The organism is Rhodococcus sp. WY5, from assembly GCF_018588185.1.
Taxonomy (GTDB): Bacteria; Actinomycetota; Actinomycetes; order Mycobacteriales; family Mycobacteriaceae; genus Rhodococcus_F; species Rhodococcus_F qingshengii.
Window position 1 is genome coordinate 2,069,716 of the sequence record NZ_JAAMPR010000001.1, and the last position, 15,609, is coordinate 2,085,324.

The window sequence follows — 15,609 nt, forward strand, 5'->3', positions numbered from 1 at the left end:
CCTGTCTGCGTTTATGGCAAAGTCGATGGAGTGGACCTACGTCAGATCGAGTACTTCCTTGCCGTTGCCGGTGGTGAGTCCTTGTCGACGGCTGCGCAGAATCTGTCGGTCACCAAGCCGTCGCTGTCGCAGGGTATTCGTGGCCTCGAGCGCGAACTCGGAGTCGAACTGTTTCACCGTGTCGGTCGCGGTTTGGTGCTGACGGCAGCAGGTCGGGCGTTGGTAGGGCCGGCGAGGCAGATGACTCGCAGCAGCGCGGCCGCGTTCGACGTCGCGATCGGTACGGCCGACGAGCCTCGTGGCCGGCTCGACATCTGCTCCGCGGCACATGGTCTCGAAGGTCCGATCGCACGCATCGTGGCAGACTTTCGTGAGCGGTGGCCTGCTGTGACCGTTCGGGTCGGTGAGTTGCCGCAGGGTGCAACGTCTGAGCAGGTGTTGGCAGACGGCGCGTGCGAGGTGGTCTTCAGCTATTGGCCACCCGACATGTCGGCGCTGTCCACGAAAGTGTTGGGGGTGAACGAGTACTGGCTGGCAGTGCCGTCGGGGGTTCATCCCGACGTCTGGCCGAATGGTGTGAAACCCGCTGCGGGAGAGCCGGTGTCATTGACGGCATTGCCCGATCTCCCCGTGGTGGGTGTGCTCAAACACTCGCGGGCTCGGCTTGCCATCGAGTCGTCTCTGCAGGCCGCCGGGGCCCGGACTCGGATGTCGACGGAGTTGGCGCAGCGGGAGACCGTCGGCGCGTTCGTCTTTGCTGGTTTGGGCATGGCATTCATGGAGCGTTCGTTGGCCGAGAGGTCGGTCGCGTCCGGCGCGGAGATATTTCCGGTGGAGCCAGCGATCTCACTGAATTACGGCGTCGAGTTCGATCCGGAGACGCTCTCGCCGTTGGGCAGGCTGTTCGTGGAGGGCTTGTGACGTGGGGAGATGTTCTCGATGTACGCAGACCCGGCCGGTGAGAGCGGTCCGTCGCGGTAGACCAAGATCGTCTGCCGGGTGATCGGTGGGAAAAGCGAGCGAACCTCAGATGCCGGTGAGTCTTGTTCGGCGATCGATCTGGGCAGCAGCGCGGCGCCTACACCTTGCCCGACCATTTCCCGGACAGCAAGGCGATCTGGCACTTCCACGACGACGTCGGTGAGTTCCAGATCGTCGTCGATCGAGTGCCCGCGCCGAACTGCGGATGCCTCGACCACCATCGGCAGGCGCGCGACCACGGTGCGCGGAACCGGATCGGGGAGGTCTGTGGCCAGGCGAATGGGGATCGACAAGACCGTTTCCTGGGTGCTCACGGCAATTTCTCGAAGCCCGTCGGAGACTTCGGTACCCGGGTGGGTCTCGAGAAACCCGAGTTCACACGTACCTGCTCTGACGAGCGCGCGCACGTCCTGTGCGTTGGCGGAGGCGTTCGTGGAGAACCGAATTCCGGGTGCCGTCAGATGGAGGCGTCCGGCGACCTCTGCAACAGGGTCGATGGCGAGATCGGACTGAACCGCTACGGCGAGTTCCCCGGCGCGCAAAGCGGTTACCGCAGCCACCGCGGCCTCGGCCCGAGCAACGTCGGCGAGCAACGTACGGGCAGAATCGGCAACTGCCAGTCCGACCGTGGTGGGAGCCAGACCGCGAGTGGTGCGCTCGAAGAGTGTGGCTCCGAGAGCTCGTTCGAGGTTGCGCACGGCCTGCGAGAGGGACGGTTGCGAGATACGCAGGACGTCCGCGGCGGCAGTGACGCTGCCGTGATCGACGACCGCGACGAGATACTGCGCGCTGCGTATGTCCATCCCGGGTGCCTGCATCTGACGAATTCTCCCAGATGACGGAGCCTTGGCGGCGGTGACTTGCTGCGACCTGCGGACATAGGTCTGAGCTATGGCTCTGTGCGCCTTCTCGTCTTTGTGGCGCAGGCCATAGCGATGGTCGACTGTTCCAGTACCACCGACCGCGGTTCGTGCTCGGTGAGTACCTGGAACACAGGAGCGTGATGTGAGCGAGCTTCACCTACCCAACCGGATACGCCACTCGGCGTCGACACGGCCGTCCGATCCGGCAATCACGTGCGGCGACCGAACGTTGACTTGGGCTGAGCTGGATGGCGAGACCAGCACCTTGGCGAGTGCGCTGGCAGAAGTGACCACAACGGGTGCTCGTGTCGGTGCGCTACTGCGTATGGGGCTCGAAGGTGCGGAAACCTTCATCGCATGTGCGAAGGCAGGCGCTGTGTTCATACCGTTGAACTGGCGGCTCAACCCACTCGAACTTGTCGACATCGCCGAGGACGCGGAACTCGACGTCTTGATCGTCGATGACGAGTTCGCCGCGGGGGCGGCGGCGATGTCCGCAGCGTTGCCGGACATCGAGGTCATAACCGTGGGAGCTGCAGGGAGCCTGCCGGATTCGCGAACCTGGGCGGAGTTCGTGGCATCAGGGACCGGTGTCGACCCCGGACACGGGCACGATCCGGACGCAGCAGTTCTGCAGCTGTACACGTCCGGGACAACCGGCCGGCCCAAGGGCGTCGTGGCCACGCACCGGAATCTGTACAACGAGCCCGAGGGGTTCGATGTCTACGAATTCGGTTCGAATGCAGTCGCACTCGATGCACTTCCCCTCTTTCACATCGCCGGTGCCGGCTGGATGAGTACATGCTTGTCGGCCGGAGTGCCTTTGGTGCTGCTCGGAGACATGGCGCCTGCTCGGGTCGCTGATGCCATCGCGACCCACCGCGTCACCCACGCATTTCTGGTGCCTGCAGTCATTCAGACGCTGGTAGATCTGCCGACTCTCGACAGTTTCGATCTGACCAGCCTGGAGGTGGTCGCCTATGGGGCGTCACCGATCACTCCGGCGCTCCTCGCCCACGCGATGACTGTCTTGAACTGCAAATTCGTTCAGCGATACGGGATGACCGAGACGACGGGTTCGGTATCCGTCCTTCGTGCTTACGACCATCATGTGAGCGGGCCGCGTTCGGAGTTGCTTCGCTCTGCGGGCAAGCCGATGATCGGCGTCGAGATCTCGATTCGAGACGTCACCACTGGTGAGGAATTGCCGCCCAATAGTTCCGGTGAGATCGTCGCGCGCAGTAGAAACAACACTCGCGGATACTGGCGACGTGACCGTGAGACCGCCGAATTGTTCACCCACGACGGTTTCCTCCGAACGGGGGACGCCGGCCATCTGGACGACGAGGGGTATCTGTTCGTCACCGATCGACTCAAGGACATGATCATCACCGGCGGAGAGAACGTCTATCCGATCGAGGTGGAATCCATTCTGGCCGAGCACCCCTCGGTCGCCGAGGTCGCGGTGGTCGGGGTTCCCGACAAGCGCTGGGGTGAATCCGTGACCGCAGTGGTCAAACTGGTCGACGGTGCCGACGTGCCGAGCGTCGACGAGTTGATCGCTTTCAGCACAGCGAAGTTGGCGTCGTACAAGAAACCTCGCCAGATCCATTTCGTGGACTCCCTACCTCGCAACGCGAGCGGAAAACTGCTCAAGTCGAGCCTGCGGACCATGCTGAACGCGAGCGGAGAAGCATCATGATCGTGACCGAAGACGTCGGTGTCGCACAACGTGAGGCATGGGCGAACAAAGTCCTTCCACCGGTCGAACAGGTGCGGGACGGATTGTGGTCGATCCCTGTTCCCATGCCGGACAACCCTTTGCGCTACGTACTCGTCTACGCACTCGCGCTCGACGACGGACTTGCCCTCATCGACGTCGGTTGGGATCACGAACAGTCCTGGCAGGCTCTCGTCGACGGCATAGCATCGATCGGATACCACGTTTCCGAAGTGCGCTATGCGGCAATCACGCACCTGCATCCCGATCACTTCGGCCTGGCGCCGCGTCTTCGGCAGGTCAGCGGCGCAACGCTTGCGATGCACGTGGCCGACGCGACGCTCCTCGGGTACCACGGGCCCGAACAGACCCGCGACGACATCAGTGGCTGGAACCTGCAGTTGTCCGAACTCGGCGCACCGGCCGAAGTGCTCGACGCGTCTCGGGTCGACCTGGTGCGGTTCGCCGAGCACGAAACCATCGACATTATTCTGGGAGAAGGGGATTCACTCGACCTACCCGGTTGGAATCTCCGCGCCCAATGGACACCGGGGCACACTCCCGGACATCTCTGTTTCGTGGAAGAGGACAGAGGCTTGTTGTTCAGCGGCGATCACATGCTGCCGAGGATCAGCCCGAACATCTCCACGATTCCCGGTGAACTCGAGAACCCACTTCATCGTTATCTTCTCTCGCTCGAGGCGACGACAACACTGGGCGAGTGCGAAGTGCTTCCGGCACATGAATATCGATTCCGTGGGATCGCCGATCGTGCACGTCAATTGATGGGGCACCACGAGGAGCGATTGGCGGAGATCGTGGCTGCGGTGCAGGATGAGCCTGAATCCACGGCCTGGGAACTCTCACGCACGATCTCCTGGTCTCGCCCGTTCGAACAGATGTCGCCGCGACTACTTCGCTTGGCAGTCCGCGAAACCCATGCTCATCTTGTTGTTTTGGCCAAGCGGGAGATCGTGACACCGTCCGGCGGCACACCCGTGCGCTGGAGCATTCGCGCGCAGTGACCTTTCAAGAATCTCATCACGGAAGTAGGAACCGAACATGAGCGTCGTGCTCACCGACTTCGCCGACGGCGTTGCCGTCATCACCCTCAATCGTCCCGAGGCCAAGAACGCGGTCAATCTCGAACTTGCCGAAGCCTTGGCTGCGGCCATCGACGAGTTCGAGGAACGGGCCGATCTCACCATCGGCATTCTGACCGGATCTGGTGGAACCTTCTGCGCCGGTATGGATCTGAAGGGATTTGCGCGCGGAGAGCGGCCATCGCTACCGGGTCGTGGTTTTGCCGGTCTGACCGAGGCACCGCCGTCGAAGCCGCTGATCGCAGCCGTCGAAGGTTGGGCACTCGCCGGCGGTTGCGAACTGGCCTTGGCGGCCGACTTGATCGTGGCGTCCACGGACGCGAAATTCGGCCTGCCCGAAGTGAAGCGGGGACTTGCCGCGGCCGCCGGCGGACTCCTACGTCTGCCGAAAATTCTTCCGTATCAGTTGGCCATGGAAATCGCGATCACGGGGGATCCACTCAGTGCCACCGTGGCGCATCATCACGGCTTGGTCAATCGGCTCGCCGAACCGGGACACGCGCTGACCGTCGCACGCGAGCTTGCGGCCCGAGTAGCGGCTAACGGTCCACTGGCTGTTCGCGCGACCAAGCAGGTACTGGCAATGTCCGCCAAGTACACCGATCCGGATGCCTTTGTCGCGCAACGCGAATTCATCGATCCGGTCTTCACCTCTCGTGATGCCAAGGAGGGCGCCACGGCATTTGCCGAGAAGCGCTCTCCCGTGTGGAGTGGTTCATGAGTGCCGAGACGATCGAGCGTGCGGCCGTAAGCATCGAACGAGACGGTGCTGTCGCGACGATTGTTCTCTGTCGGCCGCACCGCCGCAACGCTCTCGATCTCGACGCCTGGATCGCTCTACGTGAAGCAGTCCTCGAACTTCAAGAGGACGCGCAGATTCGCTCGGTGATCCTGACCGGCGCGGATGGGACCTTCTGCGCGGGCTCCGATCTGGACAAGCGTGGCTCGTCGCACCCGCTCGATCGCATGCGTGTCATCAACGCAACGGCAATCGCACTGAGTGAGTTTCCCAAACCTCTGGTGGCGAAGGTCGACGGGTTTGCCGTCGGAGCCGGATGGAACATGGCGTTGCTCTGCGACTTCGTCGTGGCGGCCAAGGGTGCGAAGTTCAGCCAGATCTTTGCCAAACGGGGGTTGTCTGTCGACTTCGGTGGTTCGTGGATCCTGCCGAGACTGGTCGGCCTCCAACAAGCCAAGCGACTGGTGATGCTTGCCGAGACGATCGACGCACAGGAAGCCTACGAGCTCGGGTTGGTGACTTATCTGGTCGAACCGGCCGAGCTGGACGAACACACGTCAACACTGGCGCAGCGGCTCGCCGCCGGCCCGCCGGCCGCACTGAGTCAGTCTGCCGCCATGCTCGAACGTCACACCTCCCTCTCGTTGCGGGAGGCCTTGGACAACGAGGCGAGGGCGCAAGCGGTCAATTTTGCGACGGATGCCACCGACGCGGTTCGTGCCTTCGTGGAAAAGCGGGAGCCGATCTTCACCGGAGAGTGGGCCGTACCAGGGGCAACTCGGGTGGAGTGAGCGACGGATCGCTGGTCGTATGATGGATGAGTGGATCTGCACTTCGTCACCTACTTCGTCGCTGTTGTCGACCACGGTGGGATAACGAAGGCCGCTCAGGCTCTCTACATTTCGCAGCCCTCGCTGTCACAGGCAATTCGTACGCTCGAGCGTCGACTCGGCGCCACGCTGTTCGACCGGACGGGCAGGCGGTTGGTTCTTACCGACGCGGGCCGCACGTTCGATCTCGCGGCCAGGAGAATCCTTGCCGACGTCGAGCGCGCGAAGGCGAAAGTGACCGCCGTTCGCGAACTCGAGTTCGGTCGTGTCGACGTCGTCTCGTACTCGGCGTTCTCGATCGATCCGATGGTCGAGTTGGTCCGGCGATTCCGGGCCAACTTCCCGAAGATCGTCGTGCGTGTTCTCGACACGTACGGCCCGGCCGGGGTCGACAATGCGTTGCGGCGAGGGTCGGCCGAGGTCGGCGTCACCGATCTGAGTATCGGGTACGAAGGTTTGGTCACGGCTCCGATTGCCACTCAGGAGTTGGTGCTCGCCACCCATGCGTCGTTGTCCGGCCGACTTGCAACGCCGTTGGCGGATCCGGTTCCGCGAGCGCTCTTGCACAGTTTGCCGCTTGTGGTCGATCTCGGTGATCAATCGAATCAGTTCCGGGGTCTACTGAGCGAAGGCGCCGAGAACGTAGTCGTGGACTGTGTCCACCCTGTGACCACGTGGGAACTGGTTCGCCGCGGAATCGGCGCCACTGTAGTGCCGAGAAGGGTTGCACAACAGCAGATGACAGACGTCTGCGCCTTCTCCTTCGATCCGCCGCTGACACGCGACGTCGGTATCGTCTATCGCTCGGGCGAGCAATCCCCGGCGGCCGCTGCATTCATCGCGACGGCTGCGGAAATGGCCACCTCCGCCGTTCCGTCCACGGAAGAGGAGTGAACTGTGGAGTTCCGGCAGATGGAGTACTTCCTCGCAGTGGTCGAGAACAAGGGGATCAACGGCGCCGCAGCGGCTCTCGGCGTTGCTCAGCCGACCGTGTCACAAGCGTTGCGCGGGCTCGAACGTGAACTGGGAGTGAGGCTGTTCCATCGCATCGGGCGCGGCATGGTGCTCAGTGCTGCCGGTCGCAGTCTGGTCGGCCCGAGTCGACAGGTTTTGCGAGACGTAGCTGCGGCGGCTGAACAGTTGACGGCATCCGATGGCGCCATCGTCGGTCGCCTCGACATCATGGCTTTCCCTGCACTGACCTCGGGGACGATCGTCGATCTGATTGCGGAGTTCTGTCGACGGTATCCGCAAGCACGAGTCAGATTCTCGGAACTCGAGCGTGAGGACAATCTGGAAAGTCTCATCCGGGACGGCCACTGCGAATTCGCGGTGGCTCATCTGCCGCTCGAGGCGGGCGAAGGGCTCGAAATCGTCGAATTGGGGGAGCAGGAATACCGCCTGGTCTACCCGGCGGGAACGGAACTACCCGAGGGGCCGGTACGCCTTTCGGAAATGCCGGACATTCCCATGGTATTCGTTCCTCGCGGGGCAGCGATGGGTGACGCGATCGAAGACTCGATCCGAAAGGCCGGTACCAGAACGGAACTCGCGGTGGTGACCGAGCAACGGGAGTCGCGGCTCCCGATGGTCATCGCCGGACTCGGCGGTTCGTTGGTCGAGCGCTCGGTGGCGAAATCGATGCCTGGTCAGGTGGTGGAACGGGCCTGCGAGCCGAGATTTCTGCGTGCGTACGGTCTCGCCTTCGACCCCTCGACGTTGTCGCCGGTGGGACAGGTATTCGTGAACCTGATCCACGAGTACCTGTCCGACGAACGCCGGTCACAGCACTAGAGTCGGCAGATACGTTCTCGCGCGGCAGAGTACTCGGCGGCGAGACGCTCTACTACTGCATGCGTCGGAAGGACTGCATCGATCGCTCCGATGCCCTGTCCGGCGCCCCAGATGTCACGCCAGGCCTTGGTATCGGTGTCGTTGGTCGCGAAACTCATTGCGGATGGATCGGATTCGGCCAGGTTGTCGGGGTCCAAGCCGGCGGCAACGATGCTGCCCCGCAGGTAGTTTCCGTGTACTCCGGTGAACAGGTTGGAATAGACGATGTCGGAGGCCCCTGAACCCACGATCATCTCCTTGTACGCAGGATCCGCGTTAGCCTCTTCGGTTGCGATGAAAGCTGATCCGACGTATGCCAAATCGGCCCCGGCCGCGAGCGCAGCGAGAATCGAATCACCATGAGCGATGGCACCTGACAACAGCAGTGGACCGGCGAACCACTCACGAATCTCCCGAATCAGGGCAAACGGCGACTGCCTACCGGCATGACCACCGGCCCCGGCAGCTACCGCGATCAGTCCGTCGGCGCCCTTCTCGATCGCCTTGCGTGCAAAGCGATTGTCGATGACGTCATGGAGAACGATTCCGCCGTATGCGTGGACTGCGTCGTTGATGTCGGTGCGAGCGCCGAGGGACGTGATGACGATCGGAACCTCGAACTCGGCGATGGTCGCCAGATCCTCTTCCAGGCGGTTGTTGGACCGGTGGACGATGAGGTTGACGGCAAATGGCGCCGACGGATTCTCCGGGTGCTCACGATCATGGTCCTCACGAGCCACGGTGATCAGTTTGAGCCAATCCCGAAGTGCCGACTGCGGACGAGCATTCAGTGCCGGGAAGGACCCGATGATGCCAGAGGTGCACTGCGCGATGACGAGGTCAGGGGTCGAGATGATGAACATCGGTGAAGCGAGAACCGGGACACGCAGTTGCGACGTCAGGTCTGCGAAGGTCGTCACCTGGAACCGCCTTTCTGATCGACGGATTCGAGAAGTCTCGAGCGGAGGTCGGTCTTGAGGACCTTACCGGCAGCCGATGTCGGAAGGAGTTCTACCTCGACGACTTCGCGAATCTTCTTGTACGGCAGCACCTGCTCGGCGACGAACGCCTTGATCTGCTCGGCGTCGAACTCGGCGCCCGGAATCATCACCACGAAGGCTACGGGCTCCTGGCCGTTGCTCCCCACTTCGCGGCCGACAACCGCAGCAGTCGAGATCGCCGGGTGCGAAACCAGAATCTCTTCGAGTTCCCGCGGATAGACGTTGTACCCCTTGTAGATGAGCATGTCCTTGGCCCGGTCACAGATGAAGAGGTATCCGTCCGAGTCCAGGTACGCGATGTCTCCCGTGTCCAACCAGCCGTCGACGAACTGTTCTGCGGTGGTTTCCGGGTGTCCGAGATAGCCGTCGGTGACCTGAGGCCCACGCACCCACAGTTCGCCGCGTTCGTTCTCGCCCAGAACGGTCTTCCGGTCGAGCTGATCGCGAATCTGGATTTCGGTGTCGAAGATCGGGAGGCCGACGCTGCTCTGCCGATATTCCGAGCCGTTGATCAGCGGTGCGGCCGTGACCACACAGGTGGCCTCGGTCAGCCCGTAGCCTTCGACGACGAGCGCTTTGGGAAATGCCCGGCGGAGTGCGGCGAGCGTGACACTGTCGATCGGGGCGGCACCCGAAGACACGACGCACACGCTGTCGGTGTTGCGCACCGTGGCGTCGGGATGAACCGACAGTGCGTGCCACATGGCGGGAGACCCGGTGAGATAGGTGGCCTCGTGCTTTTCGATCAGCTCGAGCATCCGGCCGGGTTCGAACCGACCGGCAAATACCTGGGTGAGACCGGAAATCAACAGGAACGACGTGTTGAGCAACGAATGTGCGTGGAAGAGAGGGGAGACCACGATGGTCGCCCCGGTCCCGGGCGTCGGACCGAGCACGTCGAGGCCGTCGATGCGTCGAGGCGTGACGAGACCGTCAGGACCTGCTTCCAACTCGTGACCGGTTCTCCACCCACACATCTGCGTGATGTTGCCGACGACGTTGCGGTGAAGAACACGAACACCTTTGGAGACTCCGGTGGTTCCGCCGGTGAACGCGATGTGTGCGATGTCGTCGCTACGAACCGAGGCAGGGGTGAATTCGGTGGGTAGATCGGCGATGAAGGAGTCGAATGCGACGACCGACTCCGGTGTGTCGAGCGCGCCCTCGGTGACCATCACGATCGTACGCACGGAGGTTCCTGAAGCGGCCGCAAGCAGTACGTGCAGCTGCGAACTCTGAGTCACTGCAGCAACGGCGGACGTCTCTTCGATCTGTTTGCGCAGGCCGAGCTCTGGCTGCAGTGGGTTGACCAATGTGACTGTCGCCCCGGCCTGTAGGCATCCGTAGTAAGCCTGGAGGAACTCGACGCAGTTCCCGAGGTGCATCAACACCACGTCGCCGACGCCCACCCCGGCTTGCCGCAGTGCGCCGGCGAATTGCGCACTGCGCTGGCCGAGTTCGCGGAAGGTGCACGTACGCTCGCCGTCCACGACGGCGAGGCGGTCACCGTAGAGCGCCGCCATGCTGGGCGCCCAGTACGCCATGGTGGTATCCGGGTAGTGCATGTTGTGCCGCAGTTGTGGATTGGCGATCACGCTGGTGCCCGTCACCGGGGAGCCATTCGGATAGCGCCGTCGAGTCGGATGGTCTCGCCGTTGAGGTAGCCGTTCTCGAGCATCGAGACGGCGAGCTGGCCGAACTCGTCCGGACGACCAAGTCGTGAGGGATTGGGAACAGAGGCTTCGAGGGCCGTGCGCACGTCTTCGCGTAGGCGCGCCAGGAGGGGAGTGTCCATGATGCCGGGAGCAATGGTGTTGACGCGAATTCCGCGGCTGGCGAGATCGCGGGCAGCGGTGACCGTCATACCGACGATGCCGGCTTTGGACGCTGTGTAGTTGATCTGACCGATCTGACCTTCGAATGCGGCGACCGACGCCGTCATGATGATGGCACCTCGCTCACCGTCCACGGCGTCGAGTTCCGCCATCCGCTCGGCGCCGAGACGGAGTGCGTTGAACGAACCGACAAGATTCAGCTTGACGACGAACTCGAAATCTTCGACCGATCCGGCTTTTCCGTCCTTGTCGAGAATGCGCATACGACGCCCGGCACCCGCGCAGTGGACGACGCCGCGGAGGCCGCCGCGCTCGTGCGCCGCGTCGAGTGCTTCGGCGAATTGTTCGCTGTCGGTGACGTCGGCCGGGGCGAATTGTGCGGCAGCACCGAGATCGGCCGCCACCTGCTTACCGTCGGACGAAGGCAGATCGATCAACGTGACCTGCGCTCCGGCGTCGAGCAGCCGTCGAGCGGTTGCCAGGCCGAGGCCTGAAGCGCCGCCGGTGATCGCGGTGGAAAGTCCCTCGAGTTTCATGGATCAATTCTTCTTTCCTGCTGGATGACGTGTCGGCCCGAAAGCGTTGTCGGGTCAGATCAATTCGAGAATGGTCGCATTGGCCATGCCGCCGGCCTCGCACATCGACTGGAGACCGTAGCGAATTCCGTTGTCGCGCATGTGATGTGCCAGGCGAGTCATCAAGATCGCACCTGATCCGCCGAGTGGGTGGCCGACCGCGATAGCGCCGCCGAGCGGATTCACACGATCGATGGCTGCGCCGGTTTCAGCCTGCCAGGCAAGCGGGACGGGGGCGAATGCCTCGTTGATCTCGAAGGCGCCGATGTCGTCGATGGACAATCCGGAGCGATCCAATGCCTTTGCGGTGGCGGCAATCGGACCGGTGAGCATGATGACCGGGTCGTCGGCTGCGACCACTGCGGTGTGAATACGAACGAGCGGCTTCCACCCGCGTGCCCGGGCGTACTCGCTGGTCGTGACGAGTGTGGCGCCCGCCCCGTCGGAGATCTGAGAAGAGTTGCCGGCGTGGATGGCACCGTCGGCGTCGAAGGCCGGGGGCAACTTCGCGAGCGACTCCACACTTCCGCCTCGCCGAATGCCTTCGTCCTGGGACAAGCCCGCGATCGGAGTGATCTGCCCGGTGAATGCCCCTTCATCGGTGGCACGGGCCGCGAGTTCGTGTGAGCGGAGGGAGTATTCGTCCAGAGCTGTTCGTGTGAGTGCCCATTTGCGGGCCATCATCTCGGCGCCGGTCCCCTGGCTGAAACCGTCCACCCCGTAGCGTTCGAGTACCGAAGCCGGAAAATGCTCACCGTTCTTGCTGGCGGTACCCATCGGTACTCGTGACATCGATTCGACGCCTCCGGCTACGACCACGTCGTTCTGACCGGAGATGACGGTGGCCGCAGCAAAGGAAACTGCCTGCTGGCTCGATCCGCAGGCCCGGGTCAGTGTGACGCCGGGAACGCTGTCGGGCCAGCCGGCAGCGAGTGCTGCTGTGCGGGCGATGCTTCCGGCCTGCTCGCCGACCTGACTGACGCAACCCCAGATCACGTCGTCGACCGTCGCCGCGTCGAGTCCGGTCCGTTCAGCGAGCGCACGCAGTACATGGGCGGACAACTCGGCCGGATGGATCTCCGAGAGGGCGCGGCCGCGACGGCCGATCGGTGTACGTACTGCGTCGACGATGACGGCATCTCGCATGTATCTCTCCTGCTGTTCGTGCCCGGTTCTGCGACTGTGCGGTCGGGGCGTGTCTCGAGTCGATCACGAGCGGGTCGACCCGGCAATGTCTTTCGGTGAATGGCTTTGTTAGCGAATGGCTATACGTGGAGTACTCAGCCTCGGATGAGCTTGCGATCGCGCTCGGGATTGGCGAAGACGAGGACCAGAACCGCGGCGATCACTCCGATGACGCCGATTGCCTGGAAGGACTGGGCGTAACCGTCGGCCGGGGTTGCAGCGTTGTCCACGATGACTCCCGTTGCGTAAGGAGCAATCAGGCCACCGATCGACATGATGGCGAGGAAGAATCCCATCGTTCCGGCAGTCTGCTGCGGCGGGCACAGCTCCGAGATCGCAGCGTTGATGAGCGGGAAGGTGATTGCCGAGAACCCGTAGCCGATCGAGACCATGGCGACAGCGACGATGGGGGTGGAGATCTGTGGCAGGAACAGGAGAATCGATCCGCAGATCAGAACGCCGACACAGGGAACGATGACGCGAACCGTACGAGAGGTGAAGCCGCGGCCGATCAACTTGTCCGTGACGGAACCGGAGGTGATCATGAGGACGAGACCGACGATCGAGGGCAGCGCGAACATCGAACCGGCTTGCATCGCACTGTATCCGAGGCCGACCTCGAAGTACGACGGCAACCAGGTGAGAACGACGGTGGTCAGCGCGTAGATGGTCGCGATGAGGAAGCAGCAGCTGACGAAGGTGCGGGAGAGCAGGATCTTGCGCCACGGAACGTTGGGCTCGGTGACCGCCTTCGTGGCTGTCCCGGCTGCCTCGGTTGCTTCTGTATCTGCAGTCTTGGTCGCCTTGACGGCCTTGCTCGTGTACGGGCCCTCGGACCAACCGGCCAGCCAGCAACCCATCCACACGAGACCGAGAACGGAGAGCGAGAGAACCGCTGCGCGCCAGCCGTAATGAACGGCGATGAAGGTCAGTACCGGCGCGAGGGCGATCTTTGCGACAGAGGCGGATCCGGCGAGCATTGCGCCGGGAAGGCCGCGCTTGGCCGGCGGGTGCCACGAGTACGCCGCGGTGTGCATCAGCGCCGAACTGGGGCCTTCGGCAAATCCGAGGAGCATGCGCGAGACGATCAACATCGCGAGGCTGGCGCCGAGAACGAGGGGGAGCATGACCACGGACCAGATTGCGGCCAGGATCAACAGCGCCCAACGCAGGGTCAGGTACTTGTTGAGCGGTCCGGCGAGGAATCCACCGATGCAGAACATCAGGAAGAAGAGCGAGCCGACCATGCCGATTTGCGAAGACTTCAGTCCGAGCTCACGAGCGAGGGGCTGAGCGATGATTCCGAGGACTGCCTTGTCCGCGTAGTTGACGATGTAGAGGAAAACGACGAGCCCGGTCATCGTCCACGCACGCTTGCGGGTACCGAAGACGGGAACTGCTGACGAATCTGGCGTTGCTGTTGCTTCGGGCTGGACGTCGTTACGCTGTGGCGCGATGGGGGTCACGTGGCGTCCCTTCGAGACTGGTGGGCGGATGCGATCGTGCTCGAAGCGCGGCCTCGAAGCGATCGATGGTGGTGTGTTTGCCGGCTGACTCATTCAACGTGTTCTGGATCACTTTGAGCAATGTCGCGTCGATGATCGGAACGATAGCGGTTGCCTATGTATCGCAGGTCAGGCCATATTGGTACGCCCTATCGGACGCATAGCCGATGAGTGTTGGATCGAATGCGGAACATTGAGGCAAGGTGAGATCAGGATCACCCTGTCCCCTTGACCGACTGGAGTTCATACATGCAGCGCACCGTGTTCAACGAGGATCACGAGGCATTCCGGGCTACCGTTCGCGATTTCATCGCGAAGGAAGTAACCCCGGTCCACGAGAAGTGGGAAGAGGACGGTCACCCGCCCCGTGACTTCTACCGACGACTCGGAGAGCTGGGCGTACTCGGAATTCAGGTGCCGGAGGAATACGGCGGAGGCGGCGAGAAGTCGCTCAAGTTCAACGTCGTCGTCGCCGAGGAAGTTGCTGCCGCCGGGGCGTCATTCGGCTCGCAGTCGGTGCATACGAACCTGATCCTGCCCTACCTGCTCGAGTACGCGAACGAAGAACAGAAGAGCCGCTGGTTGCCGGGCTTCGCTTCCGGAGATCTGATGTTCGCGATTGCGATGACCGAACCGGGAACAGGATCGGATCTGGCGAACATCGCGACCACGGCCAAGCTGTCGGTGGACGGTACGCACTACGTGGTCAATGGTTCCAAGACGTTCATCACCGGTGGAGTACTTGCCGACCGCGTCCTGGTGGTGTGCCGTACCGCGCCCAGCACAGCGGAGAACCGGCGCACGGGGTTGTCGATTCTGGTGATCGATACGTCGTCGCCCGGATACTCGGTGGGGCGCAAGATCAACAAGATCGGGCTCAAGACCTCCGACACTGCGGAGCTTTCGTTTGTCGACGTCAAGGTGCCCGTCGAGGACCGACTCGGAGAAGAGGGCGACGGCTTCAGCTATCTGACCCACAACCTGGCTCAGGAGCGGTTGACCATCGCGTTCGGAGCGGCCGCCACTGCCAGTGCAGCGCTTCGCTTTGCCATCGACTACGTCAAGGACCGCAAGGTGTTCGGCAAGCCGGTCGCGGCCTTCCAGAACACCAAATTCGTTCTGGCCGAATGCGCTACCGAGGTTGATGCCATCCAGCTGGTGTCCGACAACGCACTCGAATGTCATGACCGCGGCACTCTGACGATTCCCGACGCAGCGAAGGCGAAACTGTTCTGCACCGAGGCGGCAGGTCGAGTGATCGACAAGTGCCTCCAATTGCACGGCGGGTACGGCTACATCACCGAGTATCCCATCGCGCGTCTTTACGCAGACACGCGTGTCACACGAATCTACGGTGGCACAAGTGAAGTCATGAAGACCATCATCGCGAAGGATCTTGGTCTCTGACGCACTCTCGACATGTTCTCGGCCTCGGAACA

Annotated in this window: 14 protein-coding genes; 8 read left to right on the top strand and 6 right to left on the bottom strand. The window is 62.6% G+C overall.

Annotation, left to right across the window (positions count from 1 at the left end; all coding sequences use genetic code 11):
- Nucleotides 1–30 precede the first annotated feature (30 nt).
- Entirely contained in the window at nt 31–921 is an 891-nt protein-coding gene (locus tag G4D79_RS09595) for a LysR family transcriptional regulator (protein ID WP_030537198.1), read from the top strand.
- Here G4D79_RS09595 and G4D79_RS09600 read toward each other — a convergent pair.
- On the bottom strand, nt 855–1,799 hold the full coding sequence (locus G4D79_RS09600; RefSeq protein ID WP_099698097.1) for a LysR family transcriptional regulator: 945 nt from the start codon (nt 1,797–1,799) through the stop codon (nt 855–857). The two genes, G4D79_RS09595 and G4D79_RS09600, sit on opposite strands and share 67 nt — an antisense overlap.
- 187 nt (nt 1,800–1,986) lie before the next feature.
- Here G4D79_RS09600 and G4D79_RS09605 point away from each other — a divergent pair, with 187 nt between their 5' ends.
- Genes G4D79_RS09605 through G4D79_RS09630 form a run of 6 tightly spaced genes read left to right on the top strand, consistent with a single transcriptional unit; the run spans nt 1,987 to nt 8,030 of the window.
- Nucleotides 1,987–3,546 carry a long-chain-fatty-acid--CoA ligase gene (locus G4D79_RS09605; RefSeq protein WP_099698096.1) on the top strand — a complete coding sequence of 520 codons (1,560 nt, stop codon included), beginning with the start codon at nt 1,987–1,989 and terminating at the stop codon, nt 3,544–3,546.
- Nucleotides 3,543–4,589, top strand: coding sequence for an MBL fold metallo-hydrolase (locus G4D79_RS09610; RefSeq protein WP_064114211.1), 1,047 nt, complete (start codon nt 3,543–3,545; stop codon nt 4,587–4,589). The genes G4D79_RS09605 and G4D79_RS09610 overlap by 4 nt, the downstream gene beginning before the upstream one ends.
- A 37-nt stretch (nt 4,590–4,626) precedes the next feature.
- Entirely contained in the window at nt 4,627–5,388 is a 762-nt protein-coding gene (locus tag G4D79_RS09615) for a crotonase/enoyl-CoA hydratase family protein (protein WP_065351440.1), read from the top strand.
- Nucleotides 5,385–6,197, top strand: a complete 813-nt coding sequence (locus tag G4D79_RS09620; protein ID WP_030537193.1) for an enoyl-CoA hydratase/isomerase family protein — start codon at nt 5,385–5,387, stop codon at nt 6,195–6,197. Before G4D79_RS09615 ends, G4D79_RS09620 begins: the two co-directional genes overlap by 4 nt.
- Before the next feature lie 30 nt (nt 6,198–6,227).
- Nucleotides 6,228–7,130 carry a LysR family transcriptional regulator gene (locus G4D79_RS09625; RefSeq protein ID WP_007729501.1) on the top strand — a complete coding sequence of 301 codons (903 nt, stop codon included), beginning with the start codon at nt 6,228–6,230 and terminating at the stop codon, nt 7,128–7,130.
- Between the two features lie 3 nt (nt 7,131–7,133).
- Entirely contained in the window at nt 7,134–8,030 is an 897-nt protein-coding gene (locus G4D79_RS09630) for a LysR family transcriptional regulator (RefSeq protein ID WP_003939949.1), read from the top strand.
- On the opposite strand, the gene G4D79_RS09635 is transcribed toward G4D79_RS09630, so the two are convergent.
- The 5 genes from G4D79_RS09635 to G4D79_RS09655 form a co-directional block, all read right to left on the bottom strand.
- Nucleotides 8,027–8,932 (bottom strand): nitronate monooxygenase family protein, encoded by a 906-nt coding sequence (locus G4D79_RS09635; protein ID WP_250887741.1) that lies wholly within the window; start codon nt 8,930–8,932, stop codon nt 8,027–8,029. The genes G4D79_RS09630 and G4D79_RS09635 overlap by 4 nt on opposite strands.
- 53 nt (nt 8,933–8,985) lie before the next feature.
- A complete protein-coding gene (locus G4D79_RS09640; RefSeq protein ID WP_180279623.1) occupies nt 8,986–10,635 on the bottom strand; it encodes a class I adenylate-forming enzyme family protein in 1,650 nt (549 codons plus the stop codon).
- Nucleotides 10,636–10,676: 41 nt separating this feature from the next.
- Complete coding sequence (locus G4D79_RS09645) at nt 10,677–11,441, bottom strand: SDR family NAD(P)-dependent oxidoreductase (protein ID WP_007729494.1); 765 nt, start codon at nt 11,439–11,441, stop codon at nt 10,677–10,679.
- Between the two features lie 54 nt (nt 11,442–11,495).
- Complete coding sequence (locus G4D79_RS09650) at nt 11,496–12,626, bottom strand: thiolase family protein (protein WP_003939840.1); 1,131 nt, start codon at nt 12,624–12,626, stop codon at nt 11,496–11,498.
- 134 nt (nt 12,627–12,760) lie between these two features.
- The gene (locus G4D79_RS09655; RefSeq protein ID WP_174519483.1) at nt 12,761–14,224 is read right to left on the bottom strand and encodes an MFS transporter; all 1,464 of its coding nucleotides are present in this window, start codon (nt 14,222–14,224) and stop codon (nt 12,761–12,763) included.
- A gap of 195 nt (nt 14,225–14,419) precedes the next feature.
- Between G4D79_RS09655 and G4D79_RS09660 the strand changes: the two genes are divergently transcribed.
- On the top strand, nt 14,420–15,577 hold the full coding sequence (locus G4D79_RS09660) for an acyl-CoA dehydrogenase family protein (RefSeq protein ID WP_099698094.1): 1,158 nt from the start codon (nt 14,420–14,422) through the stop codon (nt 15,575–15,577).
- Nucleotides 15,578–15,609: the final 32 nt, after the last annotated feature.

Bases quoted from the DNA above. Each gene is read 5' to 3' on its own strand.
- G4D79_RS09650 (WP_003939840.1), bottom strand. From the start codon at position 12,626: ATGCGAGATGCCGTCATCGTCGACGCAGTACGTACACCGATCGGCCGT.
- G4D79_RS09645 (WP_007729494.1), bottom strand. From the start codon at position 11,441: ATGAAACTCGAGGGACTTTCCACCGCGATCACCGGCGGCGCTTCAGGC.
- G4D79_RS09635 (WP_250887741.1), bottom strand. From the start codon at position 8,932: ATGTTCATCATCTCGACCCCTGACCTCGTCATCGCGCAGTGCACCTCT.
- G4D79_RS09600 (WP_099698097.1), bottom strand. From the start codon at position 1,799: ATGCAGGCACCCGGGATGGACATACGCAGCGCGCAGTATCTCGTCGCG.
- G4D79_RS09610 (WP_064114211.1), top strand. From the start codon at position 3,543: ATGATCGTGACCGAAGACGTCGGTGTCGCACAACGTGAGGCATGGGCG.
- G4D79_RS09660 (WP_099698094.1), top strand. From the start codon at position 14,420: ATGCAGCGCACCGTGTTCAACGAGGATCACGAGGCATTCCGGGCTACC.
- G4D79_RS09640 (WP_180279623.1), bottom strand. From the start codon at position 10,635: ATGCACTACCCGGATACCACCATGGCGTACTGGGCGCCCAGCATGGCG.
- G4D79_RS09655 (WP_174519483.1), bottom strand. From the start codon at position 14,224: ATGAGTCAGCCGGCAAACACACCACCATCGATCGCTTCGAGGCCGCGC.
- G4D79_RS09620 (WP_030537193.1), top strand. From the start codon at position 5,385: ATGAGTGCCGAGACGATCGAGCGTGCGGCCGTAAGCATCGAACGAGAC.
- G4D79_RS09615 (WP_065351440.1), top strand. From the start codon at position 4,627: ATGAGCGTCGTGCTCACCGACTTCGCCGACGGCGTTGCCGTCATCACC.